This is a genomic window from Phycisphaerales bacterium AB-hyl4 (genome assembly GCA_041821185.1).
GTDB classification, from domain to species: Bacteria; Planctomycetota; Phycisphaerae; order Phycisphaerales; family Phycisphaeraceae; genus Natronomicrosphaera; species Natronomicrosphaera hydrolytica.
Window position 1 is genome coordinate 265,270 of sequence record JBGUBD010000004.1, and the last position, 14,485, is coordinate 279,754.

11 protein-coding genes are annotated in these 14,485 nt (G+C 64.2%); 3 read left to right on the forward strand and 8 right to left on the reverse strand.

The window, feature by feature from the left end:
- Positions 1-146: 146 nt before the first annotated feature.
- From ACERK3_07715 to ACERK3_07730, 4 genes are all read right to left on the reverse strand, one after another.
- Entirely contained in the window at positions 147-1,178 is a 1,032-nt protein-coding gene (locus ACERK3_07715) for a 3'-5' exoribonuclease YhaM family protein (protein ID MFA9478181.1), read from the reverse strand.
- A 72-nt stretch (positions 1,179-1,250) separates the two neighbouring features.
- Complete coding sequence (locus ACERK3_07720) at positions 1,251-2,132, reverse strand: SMP-30/gluconolactonase/LRE family protein (protein MFA9478182.1); 882 nt, start codon at positions 2,130-2,132, stop codon at positions 1,251-1,253.
- Between the two features lie 186 nt (positions 2,133-2,318).
- A complete protein-coding gene (locus ACERK3_07725; GenBank protein ID MFA9478183.1) occupies positions 2,319-3,041 on the reverse strand; it encodes a hypothetical protein in 723 nt (240 codons plus the stop codon).
- A 73-nt stretch (positions 3,042-3,114) separates the two neighbouring features.
- A complete protein-coding gene (locus ACERK3_07730; GenBank protein MFA9478184.1) occupies positions 3,115-4,116 on the reverse strand; it encodes a D-2-hydroxyacid dehydrogenase in 1,002 nt (333 codons plus the stop codon).
- 134 nt (positions 4,117-4,250) lie between these two features.
- Between ACERK3_07730 and ACERK3_07735 the strand changes: the two genes are divergently transcribed.
- Complete coding sequence (locus ACERK3_07735) at positions 4,251-4,922, forward strand: DedA family protein (GenBank protein MFA9478185.1); 672 nt, start codon at positions 4,251-4,253, stop codon at positions 4,920-4,922.
- A complete protein-coding gene (locus ACERK3_07740) occupies positions 4,909-5,535 on the forward strand; it encodes a trans-aconitate 2-methyltransferase (protein MFA9478186.1) in 627 nt (208 codons plus the stop codon). The genes ACERK3_07735 and ACERK3_07740 overlap by 14 nt, the downstream gene beginning before the upstream one ends.
- On the opposite strand, the gene ACERK3_07745 is transcribed toward ACERK3_07740, so the two are convergent.
- Complete coding sequence (locus ACERK3_07745; protein MFA9478187.1) at positions 5,532-5,765, reverse strand: hypothetical protein; 234 nt, start codon at positions 5,763-5,765, stop codon at positions 5,532-5,534. The genes ACERK3_07740 and ACERK3_07745 overlap by 4 nt on opposite strands.
- Positions 5,762-7,597 (reverse strand): single-stranded-DNA-specific exonuclease RecJ, encoded by a 1,836-nt coding sequence (gene recJ / locus ACERK3_07750; GenBank protein ID MFA9478188.1) that lies wholly within the window; start codon positions 7,595-7,597, stop codon positions 5,762-5,764. Before recJ ends, ACERK3_07745 begins: the two co-directional genes overlap by 4 nt.
- A gap of 172 nt (positions 7,598-7,769) precedes the next feature.
- On the opposite strand from recJ, the gene ACERK3_07755 reads away from it, so the two are divergent.
- Entirely contained in the window at positions 7,770-8,243 is a 474-nt protein-coding gene (locus tag ACERK3_07755) for a type II secretion system protein (protein ID MFA9478189.1), read from the forward strand.
- Between the two features lie 214 nt (positions 8,244-8,457).
- On the opposite strand, the gene xseA is transcribed toward ACERK3_07755, so the two are convergent.
- Complete coding sequence (gene xseA, locus ACERK3_07760; GenBank protein ID MFA9478190.1) at positions 8,458-10,020, reverse strand: exodeoxyribonuclease VII large subunit; 1,563 nt, start codon at positions 10,018-10,020, stop codon at positions 8,458-8,460.
- Positions 10,021-10,175: 155 nt separating this feature from the next.
- The gene (locus ACERK3_07765) at positions 10,176-14,483 is read right to left on the reverse strand and encodes a tetratricopeptide repeat protein (protein MFA9478191.1); all 4,308 of its coding nucleotides are present in this window, start codon (positions 14,481-14,483) and stop codon (positions 10,176-10,178) included.
- Positions 14,484-14,485: the final 2 nt, after the last annotated feature.

Here is a 14,485-nt window from a genome sequence, read left to right on the forward strand (position 1 = left end):
GAGTTTCTAGTTGCGGGGAACCCACGGATGCCAACCGTGGGCTTTAATGGGGCTGGGGATTGCGCGTTTGATGCGCCTATCGATCAATCTGACGTTCTGAGCGTCAACCAGAAACAAGAAATCAGCACCCAGGAACCCGGAACTGCCTATTCCGCCTCGGCGGGGAGGGTTGTGGGGTCGGGGCGGTAGAAGCGGGTGTTGCCCAGTGCCCAGAGCTTTTCGGTGAAGTGGCCGCCGAGGTCATTCTCGGCTTCGGCTTCGGTGGGCTCGGAGCGGGCGGCGGTGAGGGCCATGTTCATTTTGGCATCGAGGTTGTCGATGAGCGACACGGCGAGGGCCTCGGGTGTGGCGGGGATTTTCAGTGCGCCGAACTCGGGTTGGCCGTGGTGCGAAAGGATGATGTGGTGGAGGACGCGGAGGATGGGGGCGGGGATGGTGATGGGGTCTTCTTCGAGTTGCTGACAGGCGCGGGCTTTTTCTTCGAGCCAGATGGAGCCGCGGGCGATGTGGCCGACGAGTTGGCCGTCGGTGGAGTAGCCGAAGCCTTGCTCCCAGGTTTGTTCGCTGCACTTGCCCAGGTCGTGGATGAACAGGCCGACGAGGACGATGTCGCGGTTGAGGTTGGTATAGAGCGGGAGGATTTTGTCAGCAAGGCGCATGACGGAGAGGGTGTGTTCGAGCAGGCCGCCGAGGTAGGCGTGGTGTAGGCTCATGGCGGCGGGCGCCTGGCAGAACTTTTCCATGAGTTCGCCGTCTTCGAGGTAGCGGTTGGCGAGGCATTGGAGGGCGGGGTTTTCGATTGAGCCAAGCATGTCGACGAGGTCTGCGAACATCTGGTCGACGTCGTGTTCGGTGCAGGGCAGCAGGTCGCGAAGTTCGTCGGCGGTGGGCGTGTAGGCCTGCACGTTGCGGAGGATAATCTGCATCTCACCCTGGTAGGGTTGCGTTTCGCCTTCGAGGTAGACGAAGCCGTCGGTGGGCAATGTGTTGTAGAGCTCTTCGGTGGCGTTCCACATGCGTGCGGGCTTGCGGGCAGTGCGGTCGCCGACGAGGCAGCGAAGGTATGGCTTGCCCGTACGGGTCATGCCCAACTGACAGTTGTGGATCGCGAAGACGCCCTGGACGAGTTGGGCGGGAGCCATGTCGCGAAGGTAGATGCGTTGGGTGGTGGTGGTCATGGTGATGCTTTCGGGAGGACCCACGGATGCCATCCGTGGGCTTTGTGGGTCTTTGTTTGTTGGGTGAGTCAGTCAGACGCCGATGCGGGAGAAGAATTCGTGTCGGCCGGGCACAGGGGCACGGAAGTGCAGCAGCGCGCCGGCGTGTTCGCCTGCCTCGGCTTTGTCGCTGCCGAGTGCGGTGGTGACGTAGACGTCCTGGAGATCATCGCCTGCGAAGGTGAGGCTGGTGACGTTGCGTGCGGGCAATTCGATTTTCTGTTTGAGCTGGCCGGTGGCGGTGTTGTAGCGGTAGATGCCGTGGCCGCCGAAGTGAGCGGACCAGATGTCGCCGTACTCGTCGACGATCATGCCGTCGGGGAGGCCGTGGGCTTCGTCGGTCTGAATGGCGGGGCGCTGATTGGTGATGTTGCCGGTGCGGCGGTCGTAGTCGAAAAGGTAGATGGTGCGGGCTTTGGAGTCGGTGAAATAAAGGCCTGTTTCGTCGAGGGTGAAGCCCATGCCGTTGGCGATGCCGACGTTTTCGACGACGAGGTGATGCGTGCCGTCGGGGTCGAGGCGGTAGAGTCGGCCGAGGCGGTCTTCGGTGGGCATCGTGCCGCAGAAGACACGGCCTTCGGGGTCGGCCATGACATCATTGAAACGGGTGGTGGCTTCGTCGGGGATTTCTTCGATGACGGTCTGGCGCTCTTCACCATCGCGCCAGATGACGACGTTGCCTTTATCGCGGAACAGCAGCAGCGCTCCGTCGGGCTGGAAGGTGAAGCCGCCGACGGGGCGGTCTTCGTAGATTTTTTCGTGCTTGTGAGCGGCCGGGTCGTAACGGAACAGTCGGCCGGTGGGGATGTCGGTCCAGTAAAGCTGTTTCTCCAACGGATGCCAGAGCGGGTTCTCGCCGGTCTTGCAGGCGTAGTTGGCAATGACGCTGATCGGGGCAGTCGCGTTGTCGGACATGGGCACTCACCTCTCCTGTTGATTCACGACGCGGGCGACGCGAGGTCGGCACCGGTTACAGGCCCGCCAGCATAGCGGATCAGTGGCGGGGTGTTAATGGGGGTGGGCCGGGATGGGCCGGGATGGGCGTGGGGGCCCGGGGATTGCCATCCCCGGGCTTATGGAGGCACTTTTACTGGACGGGAGTTACTGGAGGTGGGCGGTGATGGCAGTGGCGAGTGACTCGGCGGCGCGGCGGGTGTCGCGCTGGAGACGGGTGAGCATCGACAGGCGGTGCGGGTTGCGGGCAAGCCAGGCGATGGCGGCGGTGGTACGCGGTCGGCCACGCGCGTCGACCCAGTTGATCATCTCCGGCGGGAGGGCCACGTCGACCGGATCGCTGATGGCGCGGAAGGCGGCGAAGGTGATCGGCTGACCAAGGTCGGTGGTGAGCTCGGCAACCCGCCTGGCGAGCCCGTGGGTTTCCATGTCGACCATGTCGGCGTGGTGGGTTTCGTGGAAGCGACGCTTTTCGTCGACATCGGCAACCATGCGGTCGAGGGTGAGGAGCGTGGCGTCGCCTGCGGGGTTGAGCTCGATGGTGTCGTGTGATTCGTTGAGCACGCGAGCGATGATCGCAACGTCGCCGGCTTGCCATTGGGGCGTGAGGCCGCCTGCGAAGCCGAGGTTGATGACGGCGGTCAAGGCGTGATGGGCATAAGCGTCTTTCAGTACGGCAAGGGCTCGCGCGACGCCGACGCCGGTGACGCCGGCGATGATGTGCCGCCTCCCTGCCGAACCCGTGGCGTATTGCTTGTTGCGCCACCGTAAGCCGAGGCGTTCGATGGTGGGCAACAACTCGGGACGCGTCGCGGCGAGGAGGAGCGTGGTGGGCTCGGTTGGTGGTGTTGGCGGTGTGCGGGGGGACATTGGGGGATAGGTGGTTGGGGGGACCCGGGGATGCCATCCCCGGGCTTTATTCATTGGGACTTAATTGAGGAACTTATTGATTGACGACGTTAGTGGGCGTGCCATTGAGGAAGGCTTGCAGGTTGGTGGCGGCGGTGTGCATGAGGCGGAGGCGGGCTTCGCGCGAAGCCCAGGCGATGTGGGGCGTGATGATGCAGTGCGGGGCGTTGAGCAAAGGGTGGTCGTCTGCGGCGGGCTCGTGGCTAAGCACGTCGAGGCCTGCGCCGGCGAGTCGGCCTTCGTTGAGCACGGCGGCGAGGGCGGGCTCGTCGATGAGCGGACCGCGCCCGGTGTTGATGAGGTATGCATTGGGCTTCATGCTGCGCAGACGGTCGTCGTCGAGCAGATGATGCGTTTCCGGGGTGAGCGGACAGTGCAGGGTGAGCACGTCGGCGGTGGCGATGAGTTCGTCGATGGTATGAAAGGTGACGTCGACGCCTGCGAGGCCCGGGCGTGGGGCGTCGGGCGTGCGTGAGGCGGCGGCGATGTTCATGCCCATTACGTGTCCGATATGGGCGACGCGCTGGCCGATCGCACCGAGGCCGACGATGCCCAGCGTCTTGCCGGCTAGCTCGGTGAGCGGTGCGACAGTGAAGCTGAAGTCGCCGCTGCGTTGCCACTGGCCTGCGTGGACAGCGGCGTCGTGCGCGGCGACGTGGTTCACCATCTCCAGCAGCAATGCGAAAACGTGTTGCGCGACTGAGTCCGTGCTGTAGCCGGGAATGTTGGTAACGGTGATATCGCGCTGGCGTGCGGCGGCGAGGTCAACGACGTTCGTTCCGGTCGCGAGCACGCCAACGTAGCGAAGGTTTTCCATCGCAGCGAGCGTGTTTTCGGTCAGCGGGGTTTTGTTGGTGAGAACAATGGAGGCATCGCGGGCGCGGGCGATGATCTGGTCGTCGGGTGTGCGGTCGTGAACGGTGAGTTCGCCGAGTTGGGCGATGGCGTCCCAGGCGGGCTCGCCGTGGCCTGCCGGGTGGTTGGGTTTGGCGGTGGTAAGGGTGTAGCCGTCGAGGACGATGATGCGTTCAGACATGGTTGGCTCCTTGGGGGGCGATGGTAGCAAAGTCGCGAGGGGAGGTGTTCGGGGGGGGAGCGAGTGAGGGCGACGGGGCTGAAGCGTTCTGTCGTAGCACCGACGCGGTCGCTTGTCGGTACAATCGCCGGTCCATGGAAGAATGGCTCGCCGAACTTGCGGGCGTGACGCCTTACCTCGTGATCTTCGGCATCCTGCTGGTCTCGGGGTTCGGCTTGCCCATTCCCGAGGACATCGTGCTGATCCTCGCGGGCTATCTCTCGGGCAGTGGCATCACCGATCCGTGGATCATGTTCCCCGGCGCGTTCATCACCATCCTCGGCTCGGACCTGATCGTCTACACGCTCGGCCGCCGGTACGGGCACCATGTGCCCAAGCTGCCGGTGCTCCGACGGTTTCTCAACGATGCACGCCTGGTCCGCACGGAACGCAAGCTGCACGAGCATGGGGGCAAGTTCATCTTCATGGCCCGGTTCCTGCCGGGCCTGCGGACGGCGGCATTTTTCACGGCGGGCACGTTCAAAATTCCCGCCTGGAAATTTCTGCTCTATGATGGGTCGGCGGCGGCGATCAGCGTGCCGTTGATCCTGGGCCTCTCGTATGCCTTCTCGCACCAGATCGACCGGGTGTACGAGTGGGTCGCGGAAGGCCAACTCGCCGTTGCCGGGCTGGTCGTGCTGATCATCGCCGTTGCGTTCGGCGTGCGGTGGTGGATGCGACGACGACGCCGGGCGCACGTGCAGGCCCGCCGCGCAACCGGCTGGGCGATCCGCCGCCGAAAGAATGCGAACCATGAGTCAAACTGAAGCCGATGCTTATATGCAGCCGTACCGTGAAGCGCATGAAGACCACGGTTCGGACTTCGCCGTCACACTTTGGGCCAGCCCGAAAACACAAAAGCGGCGGTTCGAAGTGTTCACGCAGATGTGCTTTCTCGCAGGCAAGCGCGTGCTCGACGCGGGCTGCTCGCGCGGCGACTTCGCCGAGTACCTGATCAAGCACGACGTGCCATTCGGAAAGTACATCGGCATAGACGGCCTGTCCGAGGTGATCGACTACGCCGAGCAACGCCAGATGCCGCAATGCGAGTTTCATCACGGCGATTTCGTCACGCATCCCGAGTTGCTCCGCACGGGAAAGCCGCAGGTGATTGCGATCTCCGGCACGCTGAACACGATGAGTGACAAGCTTTCGTTGCGCGTGCTCGACGATGCATGGCAGGCGGCGGGTGAAACGTTGATCTTCAACTTTCTCTCGGATCGCTGCGGGCCGAAAGCCCCTGCGCAACTGCCGCCCGCGCGTCGACTGGACACAGCCGCGATCTTCGAATGGGCGCTGCAACACACATGGGACGTGCAGTTCCGACAGGACTACTTCCAGCACGGCCACGACGCGACAATCCTCATGCGCAAAGGCTAGTTCGCGTGTTCATGGTTGTGCTGCGGTTGCGAAAGGTCGCGAATGATTTCGGCACGCCAGACATCGAGACACACGCTTAACGACCAACCTGCGACGACCGCGCTGGCGATCGCCATCATCGCGTAGCCGAACACCAGGCTCGCCGCGGAAGATGCAGCCATCAACATGGTCAGGCTCAAACAGACGAACTTCACGATCTGCGGCCACTCGCCGAGCAATTGCCTCATCATGACATATCCTCTGCCAAGGTTGCCGTCGCCGGTGTGCGACGCTTCGGCCGCAGGTCCTGCACGTGCAGGTCCAGGGTGCGTCGGCCCTGCCACTGGCCCAGCTTCGCTTCAAACACCACGTCCAGTTCCACGCCGCCGGGCAACTGCTCGGCCACGTCGCCGAAGTTGAACGCCACCGCCCGCATCACGCTACCGCCCTGCCGTAGACGCAGTTGCAGGTGTTGCCCCTGCCTCCCCATCGGCCGCGCGGGACCGTCAAGCGTCACGTCACGCACCAGCAGCTTCGGACGCGGGTTGTCTCGACCAAACGGGCCGAGCTCCTGCAACTGCTCGAACAAAGCAAGCGTACAGTCGCCCAGCGACAGCGCCGCGTCAACTGTGAGCACAGGCGTGAGCTGCTCGACCGTGAGTTTTTCGTTGACATGCGTCACCAGCGCATCGCGGAAGGCGCCGATCGCCTCGGCACGCAGCGCCAGCCCCGCCGCCATCGCATGTCCGCCGAAGCGGGTCAGGTGCTCACGACATGCGGTCAGCGCTTCGTGAATGGAAACGCCGTCGACGCTGCGTGCCGAGCCGTGGGCGATGCCTTCCTCGTCAATGTTGAGCACGATAACCGGCCGACTGAACTGCTCGACCAGCCGACTGGCGACGATACCCACCACGCCCGGATGCCAGTCTTCGCCGGCGACGACAATGGCCCGGCGGTCTGCCGCGTCGTAGCCCGCCTCGCGCACTTGAGCTGCGGCCTGTTCTGCAATAGTTCGCTCGGTCGCTCGCCGACGGTCATTTTCACTGTTGAGAAACACGGCCAGCTCGCGGGCTTCGTCGCCGACCGCTTCGGTGAGCAGGCGGGCGGCCTCGCGTGCGTGCCCCATTCGGCCACAGGCGTTGAGCCGCGGGCCGAGCACGAAGCCGACGTGGTAGCTGTCGATCCGCTCGTCACGCAACTGCGCCGCGTCGATCATCGCATCCAGACCGGCAAAGCCGGTGTTCTTGATGCGTGCCAGGCCGAAGCGCGTGAGCACACGATTCTCGCCTCGCAACGGCACGACGTCGGCCACCGTGCCCAATGCCACCAGCGTCAGCAGGTTCACCAGCAGATCACGAAAGCCCGCCGGCAGCCGATCGCTGCCACAGATCTCCCGCGCGACCTGCCAGGCAAGCTTGAACGCCACACCTGCCCCGCAAAGGTCCGCCGCGCCGACGGCGACCGCCCCACCCGCGTCGGCCAACCCCGGATGCACCAGCGCGTGAGCATTGGGCAAATCGGCCGGGTCGAATGTGTGGTGGTCTGTGATGATCAGGTCCAGCCCCAGCTCGCGAGCGAGGTCGGCCGGGCCGGTGGCGGTGATGCCACAGTCGACGGTGACGACGAGCGGTTGCGGCGATAGCTCGGCGAAGCTGCGGATCGCGTCTTCGTTCAGGCCGTACCCTTCGTCAACGCGATGCGGAATGTAGATACTGACGTCGGCGTCGGCGAGCCTGAGGGTGTGCCATAGCACGCTCGCAGCAGTGACGCCGTCGACATCGTAATCGCCGTAGATCACGATGGGCTGACCGTCAGCGACGGCGCGGGCGATGCGGCGGGCAGCTTCGGGCACGCCGGGCAACTCGGCGGGGTCAGCCAGGTCATTAAGCGTGGGCTTGAGAAAGGCGCGGGCAGCGTCGGACGTGTCGACACCGCGGGCGAGCAACAATTCGGCAATCAGCGGCGACATACCCAGCTTGCCAGCAAAGTCGACAGCCTGCTCGCGTCGAAGCTGCGGGTCGTCGCTCTGGAAACTGCCGGAAGATCGGCTGCGCCAGCGTTTTCGCATCCCTGCGTCGGTCATCCCGTCATCATAGCCGAAAGCTTGCCACTCGCGCCGGCTGGCTAGGCAATACGACCAGTACAACCCGCGCAAAACGCACGATTGTTCCGGGCGTTGCAGATTGCAGGTAAACCGCCGACCTCCGTCAACCGATAACACCCGCAAGCAACGATCCGTTCCAAGGAATCACGTCATGCAAATCTGCTCGCTTCGTCCCACTCCCGCTCGGACTCCGCTGCGCTGCCGCGGCGCGGGCTTTTCGCTTGTGGAAATTCTCATCGTCGTGTTGCTATTGTCAATACTTGCCGCAATGGTGATCCCGCAGTTCATCGGCGCTGCCGAGCAGACGCGCGACAATGCACTGGCCACCAACCTCTCGCGCGTGCGCCAGCAGATCGAGCTATACCGCCATCACCACGACGGCAATTTCCCTGAACTGGCCAACTTCACCGAACAGTTGACCAAATCCAGCAACGCTCTCGGCCAGACCGCCGCCGTCGACACGCCCGGCTACAGCTTCGGCCCCTACCTCAGCAGCATCCCCCGCAACCCATACACCGCCGGCAACATCGTCGGCGATGGCGAAGTCGGCACCAGCGACTGGTACTACAACGAAAACACCGGTGATTTCCACGCCAATCACGACGAAGACGCCCGCGAGTTGTAAGCACACCACCCTCGCCACCCCAAACAACCCCACCGCGTTCGCATCACGACGCGTCCAACCACGCGTCGAGACACCGAAGCCCGGACGTCGCACAACGCCCGGGCTTCTCTTTTGCGCTCATCGCATTTACAACCCCAGGGTTATCGATCAATGCCAAAGCCCACGGATTGCATCCGTGGGTACCCACCCACCCGACACCGACGGAAAATCGACATCACGAGCCAAACAGCGTCGGCTGGTCCGCCCCACTGCCAGCCGCCTTTCGCCTGCCCGACCGCTTCGCTCGCCCCCCCTTTGACGGCTCCGGTGACGGAAACGGCTTCGACGACTGATCTGCCGACGGCGGCGCATCCGTCGGCTTCGACGCACCCGCATCGCTCGCCTGCCCCACCGTCGACCGCACCTGCCCGTCGCTGAGCATCGTCGTCAGCGCATCGCCCGCCTTCACGTCGGCCACACGACGAAGCACCTGGCCGTCCGGCCCGAGCGTATAGCTGTACCCACGATCGAGCACACGCCGCGGGCTTACCGCTTCGAGGTGGCGAACCGTCGATTGCAACCGCTGCCGTTGCTCACGCGCCAGCCTCGCGGCAGCCGTGTGCAGGTGTGACTCGGTCGCGCTGACACGGTCGGCCTGCTGGTGCAGTTGGCGTGGCAGCGCCGCACGCAGCCGATCATCAAGATGCGCAAGCCGCTGACGCGCGGGTGCCGTACGATGCGGCAACGCCCGGGCGAGTTGCAACTGCCGCTCATCCAGCCGTCGCCTCGCACGTTCGACCAGTTCGGCGGGCCTGCGAAAGATCGCTCGGCTGGCACACGCCGTGACACGCTGCTGCCCGTCGCGCAGCCGCCGTCGCAGTTCCTGCGACAGCCTGCCCGCCCAATGCCCCAACGCCTGCTCCAACGCCGCCTGCTCGGGCACAAGCCGCATCGCGGCCTGCGTGGGCGTTGCGCAGCGCAAGTCGGCCACCAGTTCCGCAACGGTCGTGTCGGTTTCATGGCCGATCGCCGCGACGATCGGCAGCTTGCAGTGATACACCGCGTCGGCGACAGCGCGTTCGTTGAACGCCCACAGATCTTCGATCGACCCACCACCGCGTGTCAGCAGCACCGCGTCGATGCCCAGCTGACCGCCCTGCTCGCTGAGCGTGCGCAGTGCCGCCGCGATTTCCGGCGCCGCCGCTTCGCCCTGCACTTTCACGTCGTACAGCATCAACTGACAGCCGGGCCATCGCTTGCTTGCCGTGTTGATCACATCCTGCAGCGCCGCTGCGGACCGCGACGTCACCACCGCGATGCGTTGTGCGAATGTTGGCATCACTCGCTTGTGTGCATCATCAAAGTAGCCTTGCTCGCGAAGCTCGTCGATGAGTTGGCGCAGCCGCAGTTCGAGCGCCCCCTGCCCCACTGGCTCGATCTGATCGACGTAAAGCTGCACCTGCCCGGCCTGGTTGAAAAAATCAACTCGACCGGTCGCGACCACCTCCAGCCCATCCGCCATCGGAAAGCGAACCCGCCGCGCACTCGACGCGAAACAGACGCAGCGAATCGTCGCCTGCTCATCCTTCAAGCTGAAAAACCAGTGAGTACGACTCGAAAAATTGCTCACCTCGCCGACCACGCGCACCTTCCGCGGCAGGCCGTCGGTCAACGCCGTCTTGATCAGGCTCGCGAGCGCCCCCACGCGCACCGGCTGATCACCGCTGTCGGCTTTGCTCGGCGCAGCAGGCGTCGCGGGTGTGCGGACGTGGTCGGGGTTGAACGGCAGTCTTCCCATAACTGATGATGTTCGCCCCCCGTCGCCCGCGCGTCAATCCGAGGCTCGCAATGGCAAGGGCGCCGTCTCACCACTCTCCTGCGCCCCAATAAAAAAGGGCCGTGTCTTTCGACACGACCCTGCTTGATAATCTTGAATGTCGCCGGCTCAACACATCATTGCGCGTCCGTGCTTCGCCGTTGTTCCTGCCATTGTGAGCGGGCCGCATCCAGGTCCTCGCGAACCTCGTCCGGCAGGCCGTCCGTTTCAGGGAACTGATCGTCAATGTTCGCAAGCACCTCGCCCGCCGCGTCGTGCTGGTCCTGGCTCAACAGCAACTTCGCGAGCGCGACATGCCAGCGGACGTTTCCGCCGTCGAACTCGACAGCCTGTTGCATGTTTTCCATCGCCTCGGCATGATCGCCGCGCGTCTGCAGCGCCTGCGCCAGCGTGTGGCGGAACGGTGCGTGTTGCGGTGCAGCCGAAACCGCACTGCGGGCCAGCGTCACCGCTTCATCCAGCGATTCGCCGCGCTGATACAGGATCACCGCCAGGTTGTTCGCCGCGATCGGCAGGTTACGCTCGATCGCCAGCGCCTCGCGATAGCCCTGCTCGGCCAGGTCGCGATTGCCCGCCGCATCTTCCAGCACCGCCAGCCCCATGACCGCCTCGGCCATCGGCGGATCAAGTTCCGTTAACGGCATCAACGTCCGCCGCACCGCCTCACGATGCTCGCCCGACTGTGTCCGGTCGAGCAACGTCCAGTAGCCCTGCGCCAACTGGAACCGCTCATCCCGCGCATCGTTGGCAACCACTTCGTTCAAGCGATCCAGCCAGCGCGTCGCCGTCGCATCATCTTCCAGTACAAGCACCGCCAGTTGCAACCACAGCCCCCGCCACTGTGACGACTTTTCGAGTAGCGGATCAAGCATACGCTCGGCCCGCTCCACCTCGCCAAGCTGCAACTTCGCTCGCGCGGCACGCACGATCAACGGCGCGTTCGCTTCCGGGTCTGCCTTCGCTTCGTCCAGGTAAGGTTCGATCTGCCTCAGCGCCGCCGCCGAGTCGCCCATGTGTAGCTGTGCCTCGGCAATAAAGCCGTCCGCATCCGCCATCGCCACACCGCCGCGTGCCGACGCTTCCTGCGCGATCTCCATTGCCTGCTCCCAATCGCCCGCGGCCGACAGCGCCTCGGCCATCATCCACGCTGGCTCCGCTGAGCCGGGCATCAATCGCATCATCCGCTGTGCCAATTCGATCGCCTGCTCATGCGAGCCGTCCACCATATGCAACCGATACGCCGTCGCCTGCAACGCCACCAGCGACTCATGCTCGTCGGCAAGCGTCTGCAACGTCGGCAGCGCGTCGCTCGGTGTCGCCGCTGACGCCATCGCACGCACCGCCTGCATCGCCACTTCATGATTCGCAGCGCTGTTCAACAACGTCGTCAACAATGGCAAGGCCACGTCATGCGCTGCCGCCGCACGCAACACGTCCAGCTCCGACACCAGCCGTGCAAGCAGCGTGTCCTGCGTCGTTTCGCTCGCTTGTTTGAGCATCGCCAAGGCTTCGTCCACGTCGCCGGCCGTCAGCGTGTAACTGATATGACGTCGCCACGCCAGCGCGTTGTCCGGCGATGCGTCCACCGCACGCCGATACGCCTCACGCGCCGCGCTCGTCTCACCCACCGCTGCATAATGTCCTCCACGAATCAGATCCGCCACACCCGGCGCCAGTTCCAGATCATCCAGGTGCCCGATCGCCGACGCCGCTCGGTCCTGCTGCCCCGTCGCACTGAAAAACTGCGTCGCCTGCTCCACCACCGCCTGGGTCGGCTGCTGAAGCAGACGGTCGTACATCTGCCCCGCTTCGTTCACCCGGCCGGCCTGCGCGTAAAGCTGCGCCAAAGTCATATCATGCTGCACCGATGTCCCGTGATAAGGCTCAAGCAGTGCAATCGCGCGGTCCAGTTCGCCCTGCCCGACAAGCATCGACGCCGCCTGCAGCCGTCGTTCCGGTTGCATCTGCCCACCAAGCTGATGCACTGCCTCCATGTGCATGCGTGCCTGCGTTTCGTCGCCGCGGGCCTGCAACAGTCGCGCCAGTTGCAGGCGAACGTCCGCACGCTCCGGGTGCAACTGCGCCACACGCGTCATTTGGTTGATCGCTGCCGATGCGTTACCTGTCTGTTCGTGATGGTGCGCCATCAACAACCGGGCCTGCACATGCTGCGCCGACGCGTCAATGACATACTGCAGCAGGTCGGCGACGTCGCTATCCGATCGCTCACCCTCCGGTGCCCCCATCAGCCACCGCGCCCGCGCCACCCGCCAGCTCAGCGCCTCGTCGCCTGCCATCGAGCGCACTCGGTCGATGACTTTGTCCATCAACTCACGATCCTGCCACGCCAGATTCGAGCTGAGCACACGCTGGTGCACGCCCGCATCCTGTGGATAGTCGTCGACAAGCTCAACCCATGCCGCCAGCGCCCGCGCGTCGCCTAGTTGATCAAGCAGCCGAGCTTTCAGCAGCCGCCAGCTACGCTTCTCATCGCCCTCGGTTGTGTCGACCTGCTGGTTGATCACCGCCAGCGCCTGACCGCCCTGGCCGGCCTCGACCATCGCCTGTACCTGCTGTATTCGCGCAGCATTGCTCGTCGAGCCCTCGGCCAGGTCCATTCGATCCAGCAGTTGCCGCTCCAGTTCCGGCGCGTCCGCCGAGGCCATCGCCTCCGCCAATTGCACCATCACCGCCGACGGCAGATTCGCATCGGCCTCCAGCGCCGCCGCCACACGCTCGCGTGCCGCCTCCAGTTCACCACTGGCCGTCAGCACACGCACCTGCAACGACAGCGATCGCGGCTCGAATGGTATCGCAGCCTGAATCTGGCTTAACAACCGACGCAGGTCCGCCGTCTGCTGCGACGTCAACGAATCCCACTGCATCTCGATCGACTCGGCCAACACCAACGCCGCTCGAATGTCGTTGGGCGCTCGACGCAACGCCAGTTGCGCCACACCCACCGCCTCACGCGACCGCCCCGTCTGCGCTAACACCTGCGCCGCTTCCAGCAGGGGCAGGTTCCAACTCGGCGCTGCCTGCGCGGCACGCTGCCACGCAGCAATCGCCAAGTCCAGTTCACCAACCTGCTGATACGCTCGTGCAAGCCAGTGCTGGTAGAACGGATTCCGCTCGCCACCTTCGTCCGATCGCCGAATCACTTCAATCAACTCGCGTGGCGACGGCTGCTCCATCCCATACACTGCCGACAACACCGACGACCACTCGATCGCCGTCGAATCATTCACCCGCGACCGCAACTCCTCTACCAACGCCTTGGCCTTCTCAGGTTCGCCCAACTCGAACCGAGTCATCGCCAGAAACGCAAGCACCACTGAATCCGCGCGGTTGGCAGTCGCTTCCAACGGCTCAAAATGCTTCAGCAACGCGTCCCACTGCTGACTCAACGCAAGCCGCTGTGCCATCACCCGCCGAAACATCAGCCCGTCCATCTGCGGCGCGACGCGCTGCATCGCATCAAGCGTCTCGGCGAACATCTGCTGGCGATCCAGCTCGTTGAGCACGTCCATCACCGCGACCTCGTCCATCTCGCTCAGGTCGGCCGACGCCGCGTCAGCCATCGCCGCTCGCGCCGCCGACATGTCGCCAAAGCGACGCAATGTCCTGGCTTCCAGAGCCGCGAACCCCGGATGGTCTGGGTACGCTTCGCGCAGCCGACGAACATGCGCACGCTGCGCCTGCGACGAGCGGTTCAACTCGTGCAACAGTTCCACCGTCAACCGCTGCATTTCATAATCCTCAGGCCGCCGTTCGTTAAACAGCTCGGCAATCGGCAACGCCTCGGCATAACGCGACTGCTGGTACGACGCCATCGCTCGTCCGCGCAACACCTCGGTCACAATGCCTTCCGAACGGATGTATTCGCCATGCTCGTCCTGTTCCAGGCTTTCTTCCGCCAGCGTGTCGATCCGGTCATACATCCGCAGGCGCACCATCGCCTCCATCTTGGTGCGCAGCGCCTCCGCGTCGTCCGGGTCATCCGCAAGCATCAGCCGCGCCAGGTCGATCGCTTCATTGGAAAAACCGATTCGCCCGTACACTTCCAGCAATTGCCTGCGGACCTCATGCCGATCAGGGTCCAACTCCAACGCACGTCGTAGCGATCGCGCGCCGTGCACCAGATGCCGACCGTCCGGCTCTTCAACCCTCAGCCGAGCCTGCGCGTAGTGGTAAGTCGCTTCCGCATCGCTCGTATGATGCTGAAGGTATCGGCCGAGCTGGTGCATCGCAGTGTGATAGTCGCCCTCGTCCATCGCCACCATGCCCACTTCGCGCGCCTGAATCACGTCTTCGCGAATCTGGGCCATACGCACGGTGTAAATGGTCGCCCCCAGCGCGATCACTGTCGCTACCGAGCCGATCAGAATGAAGAGTCGTCGCTTGGTTTTCGCTCGAATTGCCATAG

Bases quoted from the DNA above. Each gene is read 5' to 3' on its own strand.
- ACERK3_07715 (MFA9478181.1), bottom strand. From the start codon at position 1,178: ATGACCACCACCACCCAACGCATCTACCTTCGCGACATGGCTCCCGCC.
- ACERK3_07720 (MFA9478182.1), bottom strand. From the start codon at position 2,132: ATGTCCGACAACGCGACTGCCCCGATCAGCGTCATTGCCAACTACGCC.
- ACERK3_07725 (MFA9478183.1), bottom strand. From the start codon at position 3,041: ATGTCCCCCCGCACACCGCCAACACCACCAACCGAGCCCACCACGCTC.
- ACERK3_07730 (MFA9478184.1), bottom strand. From the start codon at position 4,116: ATGTCTGAACGCATCATCGTCCTCGACGGCTACACCCTTACCACCGCC.
- ACERK3_07735 (MFA9478185.1), top strand. From the start codon at position 4,251: ATGGAAGAATGGCTCGCCGAACTTGCGGGCGTGACGCCTTACCTCGTG.
- ACERK3_07740 (MFA9478186.1), top strand. From the start codon at position 4,909: ATGAGTCAAACTGAAGCCGATGCTTATATGCAGCCGTACCGTGAAGCG.
- ACERK3_07745 (MFA9478187.1), bottom strand. From the start codon at position 5,765: ATGATGAGGCAATTGCTCGGCGAGTGGCCGCAGATCGTGAAGTTCGTC.
- recJ (MFA9478188.1), bottom strand. From the start codon at position 7,597: ATGACCGACGCAGGGATGCGAAAACGCTGGCGCAGCCGATCTTCCGGC.
- ACERK3_07755 (MFA9478189.1), top strand. From the start codon at position 7,770: ATGCAAATCTGCTCGCTTCGTCCCACTCCCGCTCGGACTCCGCTGCGC.
- xseA (MFA9478190.1), bottom strand. From the start codon at position 10,020: ATGGGAAGACTGCCGTTCAACCCCGACCACGTCCGCACACCCGCGACG.
- ACERK3_07765 (MFA9478191.1), bottom strand. From the start codon at position 14,483: ATGGCAATTCGAGCGAAAACCAAGCGACGACTCTTCATTCTGATCGGC.